11 protein-coding genes are annotated in these 12,762 nt (G+C 53.5%); 4 read left to right on the top strand and 7 right to left on the bottom strand.

What is annotated here, in order from left to right:
* Positions 1-104: 104 nt before the first annotated feature.
* On the bottom strand, positions 105-1,022 hold the full coding sequence (locus tag P3C52_RS06105) for a LysR family transcriptional regulator (protein WP_275554282.1): 918 nt from the start codon (positions 1,020-1,022) through the stop codon (positions 105-107).
* A 118-nt stretch (positions 1,023-1,140) separates the two neighbouring features.
* Between P3C52_RS06105 and P3C52_RS06100 the strand changes: the two genes are divergently transcribed.
* Positions 1,141-1,671: an SRPBCC domain-containing protein gene (locus P3C52_RS06100; RefSeq protein WP_275554281.1), complete on the top strand. Its 531-nt coding sequence runs from the start codon at positions 1,141-1,143 to the stop codon at positions 1,669-1,671.
* On the opposite strand, the gene P3C52_RS06095 is transcribed toward P3C52_RS06100, so the two are convergent.
* The 3 genes from P3C52_RS06095 to yghU all read right to left on the bottom strand — a co-directional run bounded on the left by P3C52_RS06095 (position 1,640) and on the right by yghU (position 5,664).
* Positions 1,640-3,034 (bottom strand): MFS transporter, encoded by a 1,395-nt coding sequence (locus P3C52_RS06095; RefSeq protein WP_275554280.1) that lies wholly within the window; start codon positions 3,032-3,034, stop codon positions 1,640-1,642. The two genes, P3C52_RS06100 and P3C52_RS06095, sit on opposite strands and share 32 nt — an antisense overlap.
* An 85-nt stretch (positions 3,035-3,119) precedes the next feature.
* Complete coding sequence (locus P3C52_RS06090; RefSeq protein WP_275554279.1) at positions 3,120-4,289, bottom strand: M20 aminoacylase family protein; 1,170 nt, start codon at positions 4,287-4,289, stop codon at positions 3,120-3,122.
* Positions 4,290-4,821: 532 nt separating this feature from the next.
* Positions 4,822-5,664, bottom strand: a complete 843-nt coding sequence (gene yghU / locus P3C52_RS06085) for a glutathione-dependent disulfide-bond oxidoreductase (protein WP_275554278.1) — start codon at positions 5,662-5,664, stop codon at positions 4,822-4,824.
* 278 nt (positions 5,665-5,942) lie between these two features.
* Between yghU and P3C52_RS06080 the strand changes: the two genes are divergently transcribed.
* The gene (locus tag P3C52_RS06080; RefSeq protein WP_275554277.1) at positions 5,943-6,149 is read left to right on the top strand and encodes a hypothetical protein; all 207 of its coding nucleotides are present in this window, start codon (positions 5,943-5,945) and stop codon (positions 6,147-6,149) included.
* Between the two features lie 51 nt (positions 6,150-6,200).
* Positions 6,201-6,842, top strand: coding sequence for a deoxynucleoside kinase (locus tag P3C52_RS06075; protein ID WP_275554276.1), 642 nt, complete (start codon positions 6,201-6,203; stop codon positions 6,840-6,842).
* 38 nt (positions 6,843-6,880) lie between these two features.
* Here the strand turns inward: P3C52_RS06075 and P3C52_RS06070 are convergent, their stop codons facing one another.
* The gene (locus P3C52_RS06070; protein ID WP_275554275.1) at positions 6,881-7,231 is read right to left on the bottom strand and encodes a nitrous oxide-stimulated promoter family protein; all 351 of its coding nucleotides are present in this window, start codon (positions 7,229-7,231) and stop codon (positions 6,881-6,883) included.
* Between the two features lie 526 nt (positions 7,232-7,757).
* On the opposite strand from P3C52_RS06070, the gene P3C52_RS06065 reads away from it, so the two are divergent.
* Positions 7,758-10,751, top strand: a complete 2,994-nt coding sequence (locus P3C52_RS06065) for an autotransporter outer membrane beta-barrel domain-containing protein (protein ID WP_275554274.1) — start codon at positions 7,758-7,760, stop codon at positions 10,749-10,751.
* Between the two features lie 171 nt (positions 10,752-10,922).
* On the opposite strand, the gene P3C52_RS06060 is transcribed toward P3C52_RS06065, so the two are convergent.
* Complete coding sequence (locus P3C52_RS06060; RefSeq protein ID WP_275554273.1) at positions 10,923-11,318, bottom strand: DUF4440 domain-containing protein; 396 nt, start codon at positions 11,316-11,318, stop codon at positions 10,923-10,925.
* Positions 11,318-12,694, bottom strand: a complete 1,377-nt coding sequence (locus tag P3C52_RS06055; protein WP_275554272.1) for an MFS transporter — start codon at positions 12,692-12,694, stop codon at positions 11,318-11,320. Before P3C52_RS06055 ends, P3C52_RS06060 begins: the two co-directional genes overlap by 1 nt.
* Between the last annotated feature and the right edge of the window lie 68 nt (positions 12,695-12,762).

Here is a 12,762-nt window from a genome sequence, read left to right as displayed (position 1 = left end):
ATCACATTGGAAAGGGTTTCATACGGAAAAGCATCACGGCAGTCGGCAGCCGATATAACTACGCATAAAGGGTAGCTGCCGCCCTCAGCAGTCAGCACGCCGCTTTATGCTTGCCCATCCTGATCGGCAAACAGAGTAAACAACTGCTGACGTAACCAGCGATGGGCGATCGCCCGATGAGTACGTTCATGCCAGGCTACGCTTTTGGTAAACCCTGGAATCGTCAGCGGCGGCGTGCGCGTCGTTAAGCCCTCAAGCTGCGCGCTCAGTCTGGCTGGCACCACCGCCACCAAATCGCTGACGCGCAGGATCTCCGGCAAAATTAAAAAGCTGGTTACCGATAAGGTCACTTTTCGCTTCAGGCCCAGCTGCGCCAGCGCCCGGTCGGTCACACCGTTAAAATCTTCGCCCTGATAAGACACCAGCGCCTGATCCAGCGCGCAAAACGCGCTTAATGTCAGCGCGCCTTCCATTGCCGCCGGATGATCCTGCCGCATTAAGCAGAGGTAATGCTCATCAAACAGCGCGCGCGCATGCAGTTCAGACGGCGTACTCTCCGGCGTCACCAGCGCCAGATCCACTTCACCACGTGCCAGCTGCGCCGAAAGCTGTGCATCATCAACCGGCCTGACGCGAACGCGAATGCCGGGCGCGAGCTGACGTAAACGCGCCAGAAACGGCACGACTACCGCCCGTAGCGCGTAGTCAGTCGCGGCAATCGTCAGCTGCATTTCGCTGCTGGCCGGATCGAAATCCTGCGGTTGCAGCATCGCCTCAATATCGCTCAGCACTCTGGTCAGCTGCGGCGCCAGCGCCAGCGCGCGCGGCGTGGGCAGCATGCCGCGCTGACTGCGCACAAACAGCGGATCGTCAAAATTTTCCCGCAGGCGGGCCAGCATGCTGCTGACCGCAGGTTGCGTCAGCGCCAGGGTTTCCGCCGCGCGCGTTACGCTACAGGTTTCCAGCAGTGCGGCAAACGCCTTCAGCAGGTTTAAATCGAGTTTTCTGATATCACCAGACATGATGAGTGGAATAAATAATCGTGATTAGATTTATAACAGCCTGCCACGCACTATAGCGCTTGTCGAGTCAGACGCTGTTAAGCGTTCTGCTTCCCTGCAATAAATCGAGGAAAAGACGATGAGCGATATTATCTGGCCGGAAGGCTATCTGCCGGGCACCACGGACAACGCGGTTTCTAACGAAATTACCGTAGCCAATCTGAGCGCCGCCGACGTATGGGCACAGCTAATCGATACCCGCGCCTGGCCGCGCTATTACAGCAACGCCAGCGACATCCGTTTCCATGATAACAGCGGCCCGCTGCTGAATGCGGGCGCACGTTTCCGCTTTACTACCTTTGGTTTTGCGGTTGAGGCGGAAGTGACGGAATTTGTGCCGCCGCAGCCGGGGCAGCCTGCACGCATCGCCTGGCACGGCTGGGTAGAAGGCAATGCCGATGAGCGCCTTGATGTGCATCACGCCTGGCTGTTTGAAGATTTAAGCGGCGGCCGCGTGCGCATCCTGACGCAGGAAACCCAGAACGGCAAACCGGCGCAGGAGCTGGCGCGCACGCGACCAAATCCGATGCTCAACGCGCATCAGGAGTGGATTGACGGGCTGGCAGCGGCGGCGAAACTTAAGTCCGGCCCGGCACAAGCAGCGCAATAGCAATAAACGACAGCACGCAGAAAGCGGCGTTCACCAGTAATCCTGCGGTTGCGGCGCTGGCCGCGCCCAGCGGCAGCATTGCGGCATAGACCGAAGCGGAAATCGCAATGCCGAACGCGCCGCCCAGCGAACTGGCCATTTTATAAATGCCGGACGCCACGCCGACCTTATCTTCCGGCGCGCTGGAAATGGCGGTATCGGTAGAGGGCGTGGCATAAAAGCCCAGGCCCAGCCCAAACAGAATATAGCCAATAAACACCACCGCCAGATAGAACCGATCGGGGAGCTGCGTTAACGCCATTAACGCCACGCCACTCCCGGTCATTGACGTTCCCCAAAGCATCGGTTTACGCGCGCCGACTTTCTGCAATAGCCTTTCCCCTACCCGAATCATCGCCAGCACCGCAACCAGATAGCCAAGCGTCAACATACCTGACTGAAAGGCGCTAAAGCCGCGTCCCTGCTGCACATAGATGCTGGCGACAATCAGCGTCCCGGCCACCGCATTCAGCAAAAAATTAGAAAGTGTCGCCCCGCTGTAGGCCCGCTGTTCAAACAGCGCGAAATCGATAAAGCTGGCGCTCTGTTTACGCCGCGCGCCGCGAAAAAAGAGCAACGCCGCCAGGACGAATATCCCGCCGGGGATCAGGATGATGCTGCTCATCCAGCCAAAGGCGTTACCTTTAGTGATGGCCCAGTTCAGGCAGATCAGCATAATGACAAAGGTAAACAGGCCAGCATAATCAAAGCGATGCGTAGTGCTGGCGGCGACTTTGCTTTCCGGCGTGCCGCGTATCAGCAGCAGCCCCGCTATCGCGCAGCAAATCGACAGAATAAATACCCATCGCCAGCCGAAACAGGTCGCTATCGCCCCGCCCGCCAGCGAGCAAAGCCCGGAACCGCCCCAGGAGCCGATCGACCAATAGCTGAGCGCCCGCTGCCGCGCCGCATCCTGATAATAGGTTTTTATCAGCGCTAAGGTGGCAGGCATAATACAGGCGGCGGACAGCCCCTGGATAATACGTCCCACGGCAAACAGCAGGCTATTTTGCGCGATGACCAGGCACAGACAGCCAGCGATACTTAATGCAAAACCAAGCTGGGTGAACTTTACCCGCCCCAGGCGATCGGCCAGGCCGCCCGCTACCACAATAAAACAGCCGGAGAATAATCCTGTCAGGCTGATCGCTAAATTAAGCGAGCCCAGCGGAATAGCCACATCCTGTTGAATAGCCGGAACGATATTGACGACCGACTGCGCAAACAGCCAGAACGTCAGCACGCCAGCCATAATGCCGAGAATTAAGCGACCGCTCCCCTGAAATTCAGCGGACGCGGCATGATTAATTTCTGTAGTGGACATTGTGATTCCCTTCATCTGTTAGCCAGCCGGTTATTCTTTTGCCCGGCGACTCGCCGTGCGAAATAAAGCGCAACCGGCGGCGGCATTAATTTAAAAAACGTTCGGTAAGCTGGCTGAAAAATATTGCACCTGGCACGATTAACGCATCATTAAAATCGTAGCCGGGATGATGAACCCGACACCGTTCGGGTTCATCGCCTGCACCGAGGAACAAATAGCTGCCGTGCGGGTTTTCCTCCAGCATAAAGGCGAAATCTTCGCTGCCCATCACCGGCGCGGTATCCGTACAGATCATCTCCTCGCTCACCAGCTCGCGGGCAACCTCAATGGCGAAGGCGGTTGCGGCGGCATCGTTCACCAGCACCGGACTGCCGTTGATATGGTCAATCCTCACCTCTGCACCAAAGCTTTGCGCCTGGGCGCGGGCGATGTCGCTGATACGCTGCAGTAACTGCTGACGAATATCGTTATCCAGCGCGCGTACGCTCAGCTTCAGTAGCGCGCGCTCGTTGATGATGTTCGGTGCCTCGCCTGAACAGAGGCTACCGACGGTGACCACGGCGGGCGCAAAAGGCGAAACGTTACGCGACACAATGGTCTGCAGAGCGACGACGATATGGCAGGCCACCAGCGTGGCGTCGATGGCGGTTTCAGGAAAAGCGCCGTGGCCGCCTTTGCCGATAACCTCAATATGCAGCGTATCGGACGAGGCCATCATCGCGCCGGTTTTAAAATGAAAGTGGCCCTGTTTGATGCCCGGCATGTTGTGCAGCGCGTAAATCGCATCGCAGGGAAAGCGTCGAAACAGCCCATCCTCCAGCATCAGCCGGCCGCCATACAGCAGCTCTTCGCCCGGCTGGAAGATCAGATGCAGCGTTCCGTTAAAGTTTCGCGTTTTCGCCAGATATTCCGCCGCACACAGCAGCGTTGCCGTATGGCCGTCGTGTCCGCAGCCGTGAAATTTGCCGTTGATGGTACTGCGCCAGGCTTTGTCGCCCTGCTCCTGCATCGGCAACGCATCCATATCCGCCCGCAGCCCCAGCGTTTTGTTACCGTTGCCCACTTTCAGCGTGCCGACGACGCCGGTTTTCGCCATGCCGCGATCCACCTGATAGCCCCAGCTCTGTAATTTTTCGGCGACAATATCGCTGGTGCGCCGCTCTTCCAGCCCGATTTCAGGATGCTGATGCAGATCGCGCCGCAGCGCGGTAAACAATGCCCGGTTATTTATAATATGTTGAAATTTTGCGTTCATAGTCCGCCTCAATAAAGGTCATCTATCTGACTAATAAAATAATTCCGCAATCCACTCTCTCCTGTTTTGAGAAATTAAAATGCGCGCCTTTTCACATAAAAATAAAATCGCCTGATATAAACAATAATTAACGGCAACGGACATTTATTCAAAAGCAATATTCCTGTTAATGACCTTTGCACCGTTATTTATTCCCACCCTAATAAATCAGCATATCTAAAGAGTTCCTGGTTACTGGATCGGTTATAAGCTGTTTCAGCGTTGGCAATATTTCCTGGGTGAATAACAGATTGCGCGCATCATATTAATCGCGCTGTATTATCCGTCACTTCATGAATGAATTTATGAGAATAAGTTACCCGATAAAGATAAACAGGTTAGCCAATGCGCTATTTATTATTTTTTAATAATGCCAACTGTTTTTGCCGAAGCCGCTAACCGCAACAATGAACGGGAATGTTATCGTCAGGACATTAAAAAACCACGGCGGCAAGCTTCAAGCCTGCCGCCGTGGTGAGAGATAACGCGCTGCTTACGCCAGTTTATCGAAGTCAGCGGCATCGTGACGCTCGACCAGCTGCCGATCGCCCCATGTACGGTTAACGATGCGTCCGCGCTGTACCGCCGGACGCTCGCCGATCTCCTGCGCCCAGCGCTGAAGGTTTTTATACGACGCGACATCCAAAAATTCCGCCGCCTCATACAGCCCGCCCTGCACCAGCACGCCATACCACGGCCAGATAGCGATATCGGCAATGCCGTATTCGTCGCCGGCAATATAGCGATGTTCGGCCAGTTGGCGATCCAGCACGTCCAGTTGACGCTTGGCTTCCATAGCGAAGCGGTCAATGGCGTATTCGATTTTTTCCGGCGCGTAGTGATAAAAATGGCCTAAACCGCCGCCCAGATACGGCGCCGATCCCTGCAGCCAGAACAGCCAGTTCAGGGTTTCCGTGCGCGCAGCGCGATCCTGCGGCAGGAAATGGCCGAATTTTTCCGCCAGGTAAAGCAGGATATTGCCTGATTCAAACACCCGTACCGCCGGATCTTCAGAACGATCGAGCAGCGCCGGAATTTTGGAGTTTGGGTTAATGGCAACAAAGCCGCTGGAGAACTGATCGCCTTCGCCGATACGAATCAGATGCGCATCATATTCCGCGCCGCTTTCGCCCAGCGCCAGCAGTTCTTCCAGCAGAATAGTGACTTTCTGCCCGTTCGGGGTTCCCATGGAATAGAGCTGAAGCGGATGCTTGCCAACCGGCAGCGTCGCTTCGTGCGTCGCTCCGGCAATGGGACGATTTGTTTTCGACCAGCTGCCCGCACCCTGTTGATCCCATTTCCAGACCTTCGGCGGCTGATAAGTGTTCTCTGACATAATGTGGTGTCCTTAATAAAAGTGATGAGACGACGCACTACATTTAGCTCTGGAGTGTAGCAGTTGGCATTGAACAAACTTAACCGTGCTGGCTTTGCTGACATCCAGCCTGTCAATATGACAAATCCCTGTCATTTTGACCTTACCTGATGCCCTCAAAATGACAGTCCCGCTTTTTTAAATACCTATTATTCAATAGTTTAATTCTGGCATACCGCTTGCAAAAAAGGAGTGACGGCGATGTTCGTCGTCTCAGGCAACCGGCTAAAGGGGTTCATATGACCTGGTATGATGATTTACAGCGACAGGTAGAAAAGTGCGCGGGTGGCGAAAACGCTCAGCTGATGAGCGAGCTGCTGGCAGAAATCGGCGTGGAAGCGATGATCGCCGGAAATGAACGCTATTATTTACAGCGTCTGCTGCGCAACAGCATCGTTGACAGCCTGCGCAGGCGCTTAAGTCTGCATCGTTTTTTGCAGCGCTAATCCAGCGTGGCCTCAACGGTCGTCACGACCAGTCTTACAGAGCGGAAGTAAATGAAAATAATTGCAGTTGAAGCCAATATCGCCGCTGGCAAAAGTACATTAATGGCGCCGCTGGCGGCGAAAATTTCGGCGCTGACCGGAGAACAGTGGCAGGTATTAGTAGAGCCGGTAGACGCCGATCCGCATTTTTTAGCGCTGCTTCAGGAATTTACCAGCCGCCCCGGTGACGCCAATGCCCGCATACGCTTTCAGCTCTATATCACGCTGATGCGGCAACGGCTGTTAAAGGATCTGCCGGAGGGGAATTATCTCATTGAGCGCTCGCTTTACAGCGATGTGGTGTTCTGCCACACCAACTTTCTGCATACCGAGCGTCCCGACGCTATCTATATGGATTACTACTATCAGATTAAAGCCTGCCTGAGCGACTATCCGCCTATTGATGTGGTGCTTTATCTCGATCGCGATCCTGCCGCCTGTTTTGCCAGCTGTATGGCGCGCGGGCGTGCAGGCGAAGCCGCCTATACGCTCGACTATTTTCTCGATCTGAAACGCTTTCACGACGCCTGTTTGCCACAGCTGGTGCGGCAATATCCGGCGCGGCTGATAACCTGGCCGGTCGGCGCAGGCTTCGCCGATGTCGATGCGCTGGCCGCACAGGTGATACAGCAAACCGGCTGGGGAACGGTGTAAGCAGAACCGCAGCGCTTATTAAGCGCGTCAGCGCAGGATTATGGCTTTTTCTTCGGCTGATATTTTTCCGGGATCGGCGGAACCGGGCGCTTATCATCAATCAAATGGCGAATCGCCAGTACCGGATGGTGCCAGAGCATCCTCGGCCCGGCCCAGCGCATGATTTGCTTCATCTCCTCGCGCTTCGCGGGCTGATAGCAATGAATCGGACACTGTTTGCAGGCGGGCTTTTCTTCGCCGAAGGCGCAGCGGTCAAGGCGTTTAACCGCATAACGGTATAACGCCTGATAGCGTTCCGGCTCAGGTTCGGCCTGTGGGCAACCGGCTTTATACAGTGCGATCATTTTTTCAATGGTGCGCTTTTCTCTCTGAATGCGTTTACCTGACATAACGGGTGCCTGAGATCATCTTATTGAACAAGCGGATTTGTTGTGATTGGATATTTTTACAGCAAACAGACAGAGCGGATATTAATCACGATCAACAGACCTTTCTTAACCAGCAAAAATCGCTAAACACGCCTCAGGCTGTCAGTCCGTTTGATGCTAAGCAACACACCCCCTTTAAATAAAATATATTCAAACACTTAATCTGAATTCACATAAGCTCTGTGCAGCTGTTCGTCGGCCCTCACAATGATGCCGCCCGCCTTACTAAGAAAAATCTTAAGAGAAAATTTGCCTTTATCAATATAGTAACTAAGGTTTACTAAGTGGGTTTGTGATGACTCCGCTTAATAACCAGCTATTTCTAACAAGTATCAGAAGGATAACCATTATTTAGTTTCACTCGTTTATTTACATAGCCCCTGTTCTGAAACTATCAGAAGACAATTCATACATCATACTCTTTGCCTGCTAATTAAATGAACGGGCAAGGAAGCGGATATTATTATTAAAATTATGGATGCGAGTTATGGCTGTTTTAAGTACTTCCAGGAAAAAACTTACCGTTCAGGTTGCACTGGCGCTGCTACCGGTTTCTATTTGCGCGGCTGACGTGGAAATTGCCGATGGCGAAAAAGTTTCTGCCATTCTGGCGGATAGCCGACCGGGCACCTCCTCCGCGCCAACAATTATATTCAGCAATGATAATATTCTGGTTAATGGCAGCGTAAACATCGATAGCAGTAATATTACGCCGGAACAGGCTGGATATATTGTTCATGCCTATGGTCGCACCATTGATTTGGGCCAGGGAAGCCATGTACTTTCTGAAAATAGCGCGAATCTGTTAACGGCCGAAGCGAGCGGTTTAATTCACGGAACCGATATTAGTATTAACGCGACAGATAATAATTACGGCCAGACAATGGGCCAGATGTATGGCATTAACGCTATTTCATCGCCCGAATCCGCAGAAAATAAACTTATCGATCTTGCAGGCGTGACGCGCGTTACCCTGAATAATTTCTCCGGTAACGCTACCGGTATCTCCGCTAACTGCGGAACAACAGCCGACTGTAATAACAGCCAGAGTATTAATATTCAGCTTGAGGATCTGGGCGTTAATGTTATCGCCGCAGGCGAGGCAAAAGGCGTTGAAGCCATCGGCCAGAACATTGCCGTGGGCGATGCCTCTGTTGTGGTTAACAGCAATAGCAAAGACGTTAACGTACAGGGGCTGGTCGCCGCTGGCGGCAGCATCACCGCCACCGGCTATACCGATCTTTCCGTTTCCGGCAACGGCGCGCTGACCGCCATCTCTGCCAGCGGCCCTTCTGCTTCAGGCCTGGCGAATATCGATTTGCAGGGCGGCGCCTCGTTGACGTTGGTCAGAGACCAGAACAACACGCACGGCATTAATGGCGTGGTAGCTGCGGACGGCGCAAACGTGCGGCTGAGCGACAGCTGGCTAACGCTCTATAGCGACGCCAGCGTTAGTGAAACCGATCGTTTTGTCACGGCAAAAAATAGCCGTGATGATGTCGCTTCTACCATTGTGGTCGACGGCCAGCTTAATGTCGCCGTAAGCGAAGATTCACCGTTGTCGGACTCCCTGATTTACGTGGGCGCCGAAGGCAACAGCAGCATTAATCTGAACGGCAGTACGACCTTAGGCGATCTGCGCAATGCGGACAATGCAACCGCATTTTATGCACGTGACGGCAGCCAGATCGCGCTCAACGATCAACAGGTTAAGGCGTGGGGTGCGGTGACGGCGGATAACGGAAGCATCGATCTGCGCACCGCTGATAATTCTTATCTCTATAGCACTCTATCCACACTGAACGGCGGTACGACGAACCTGGCGTTGAACGGCGCCAGCAGCGTATGGGATATGACCGGCAGCTCGTCGCTGACTAATTTGCAGCTCAACGGCGGCACCATTAACTTCCTTAACGATTCCGGGACAGCCTTTAAAACGCTGACGGTGAACGGTGACTATAGCGGCAATGGCGGTACGCTGGTAATGAACGTGACGCTGAACAGCGATGATGATTCGCCCAGCGAGCGGATGTTGGTGACCGGCAATACCAGCGGCAGCACAACGGTGAAGTTTAATCATATATATGGCCACGGCGATCATACCGATATGGGAATAGAACTGATCACCGTGGGCGGCGCATCTGACGGGCAATTTACTCAGGATCGACGCCTGGGCATTGGGCTGTATGACTACGCTTTGGTGCAAAAAGGTAAAAACTGGTATTTGAGCAACAGCCTGGCGGATGTGGAAGGCGATGGCGCAGCATCAGCGCCTGCGGCTGATAACCCTGACGCCGGAAACAACAGCGACCCGAATGGTTCCGGCGGCAGCGGAAGCACCGGCGGATCGAACGGTTCCGGCGAGAGCGGAAATACGGGAGGATCAAACGGTTCCGGTAATAGCGATACGCCGAACGAGGCCGGTAATGCGGGCGAATCAGGCGACAGCGGTAATGCCGATAATTCCAACGGCTCTGGCAGCAATACCGATAACTCTGGACGCTATGACTATACCAAAGTGTATCGCCCGGAAAGCGGCAGCTATATCGCCAACATAACCGCGGCCAATACGCTGTTTCTGACCCGTCTGCATGATCGGCAGGGCGAACATGAGTATGTCGATTATGTGACCGGCGAACGTCACTCCACCACATTATGGATGCGCAATACGGGTTCGCACAGCCGCTTCGAAGAGGCAGGCGGCCAGCTGATCAGCCGCAGCAACAGCTATGTCTTACAGCTTGGCGGCGACGTGGCGCACTGGAGCAGTAACGCGCGCGACGGCGGACGGCTTGGCGTCATGGCAGGCTATGGCCATAACCACAACAAATCGCGCTCTCAGGTTACTGGCTATACCTCACGCGGCCAGGTAAATGGCTACAGTGTCGGGCTCTACGGCACCTGGTTTGCCGATGAAGCCACGCGCACCGGCGCCTGGGTCGACAGCTGGGTTCAGTACAGCTGGTTCCATAATGAGGTATCCGGCCATCAGATGCGCGAGGAGAAATATCACGCCGACGGCGTTACCGCCTCGCTGGAAGCAGGCTATGCGCTCCCAATCGGCACCACGGAAAAATTCAGCTACTGGCTGGAGCCGCGCGGACAGGCGGTATGGATGAATGTGCAGGCGGATTCGCTGGTAGAAGATCAGGGAACGCACGTTAGCAGCAGCGGTTCTGGCAACGTGATGACACAACTGGGTATGCGTGCCTGGATGAAGGGCAAGCCGGAAAAAGGCATGGCGGACAGCTTCCGACCCTACGTTGAAGCTAACTGGATTCATCACACCCGCGCATTTGGCGTGCGTATGAACGGCGAAAACAACACCATGATTGGCAGCCGGAATCTGGCGGAAGCGCGCATCGGTGCCGAAGGAGAAATTAACAGCCGTCTGGCGCTATGGGCCGATGTCGGTCAGCGGATAGGCCAGCACAAGTACAGCGACACACGCGGTACGCTGGGCGTGAAATTCCAGTTCTGATGATGAATTTGGTTCGGGCTGGGTAGCAGTTTGCAGGATAAGTTAACGATCGATGGCAGCGGCGCATAAAGCGCCGCACCTTCTCTACTGAAGTGAACCTCGGTTATGTGCCAGAAGCGGACATTGCTGACAACACGTCATGTTGCTGCCAACAGCTCTGTTTACCTCCGGCTAAGTTTGAGGCAGAGACGTCTCGTGAAGATGCCGCCAGATGGCATGACCCTCATGATCACATTCAAACACAGCTGTTGAAAAACGGAGCGTTGCTTCCTGTCCGGGCAATTGCTGTAATTCTTTATAAATGACAGTGGCCCCCCTTTCATTTTCAGCAATAACCTGCATACCGGTAATTTCAATATTCAGCCCCTGACGGGCACCACGTTGAGTACAGAAAAAAGCCTTTAATGCGGCAAAATCGAGCAAGACTCCACCCGGTGTCACCATTGAGAATTTCGGGCTGAAGCGTGACAGTAATTTTTCACAAATATCGGCATGTGCATCAGCATCACCTAGCCAGTTCTGGATTAATACGTGGGCATCCAGCACTTCTTTAAAATAACGATTCATTACTGCTCCTGATTAACCAGAAATATAACGCGTTGATTATTTAGGCGATAACAGCACAGCATGGGAATAACGGCGCTGCATGCTGCTAATACAAAGCAAAGATGATAAGCCTCTTCTGTGGGCAGGCCGGTATTGGCGATCAGATTAAACAGAAGATTGAGCAAGGTGACGCCAAGACAGAAGCTGAGCTGACGATTGATATTCCACAGCGCGCTGGCATCAGCAAGTTCGCGGTCTGCTATCTGGATGAAGGCGGAACTTTGTGCTGTGCTGCTACACAGGCTACTGCCAAAACCCATCAACGTGAACGCCATTACACAAACTGGCACATCCATAGTGTGGCCAGTCAGAGCCAGTAGACCAATACCGAAAGAGCTAACCAGACAACCCGTTATAAACAGGGGGCGTGGTCCCCATATATTGAACTTTTTCCCTGTCATACTGATTGCTGCAAAAGAGGCCAGTGACCATGGCAGCATCATCGCGCCGACAAAGCTGGCACGCATGCCGAGCTGATTCTGCAGATAGAGCATGCTGAGCATATTCACACCGGTAAATACGCCTGGTACAAACTGATAAATCAGCATTGCTGTATGCAGGAGCGGATCCCTGACCAGCCGCAGATTTAACAACGGGCTGCTTTTTGTCAGGGCATGCCATACATAGCCAGCCAGGCAAAATATGCCGGCAGTCAGTATCAAGGCTCCATAAAAAATATGATTGGGCTCGCCCAGATATGTCAGCCCCAGTAGCACCAGGGTTAATGCGGCGCATCCACTCACCAAACCCAACATATCTAACCGCTCGCGTGATTCCTCCCGCGCATCAGTTTTGAGCCAGAACCCGGCCAATATCAGGGCAACAACGGCCAACGGCAGGCTTGCCAGAAATACCCAGCGCCAACTGAGGCTATCGACCAGAAATCCTCCCATTGCGGGAGACAATGCCGGAGCCAGCAGAGCAATCAGCATCACAACTGAAGAGAGCTTTGCGCGTTCATGACTCTGATAGAATGCATAGGTCATTGCCTGACCGACAGGGATAAGTAATCCACCACCAATGCCCTGTATCCAACGCCATGCAATAAGTTGTGAAATTGATGATGACGCCCCAACGCCACAGGTGCCAGCAATGAAAATAAGCAGGGAAAACATGAAAAGACGTTTAGCGCCAGCGCGTCTTGCCAGCCAGCTGCTGAGGGGTATCACAAGTGTCAGGCCTAAGATGTAGCCATTACTTATCCATGCCACCTCGCTGACAGTGGCATCAAAACGTCGCGCAATATCAGGATAAGCGACGTTGGCGATAAACATGTTTACCAAATCAATAAAAAATCCCAGCAGATATACGATGGTAACGCGCACACGATAATTCATTCTGTTCTCAGAAAAGGACATCACAAGACGCGCAGTATAAAAGCTGCGGAAATCGGGATAAATTTCCT

This window comes from Mixta sp. Marseille-Q2659 (assembly GCF_940807255.1).
Lineage (GTDB): Bacteria > Pseudomonadota > Gammaproteobacteria > Enterobacterales > Enterobacteriaceae > Mixta.
The sequence above is the reverse complement of the archived record's forward strand: the minus strand, read 5'-3'. Positions and strand labels throughout refer to the sequence as shown.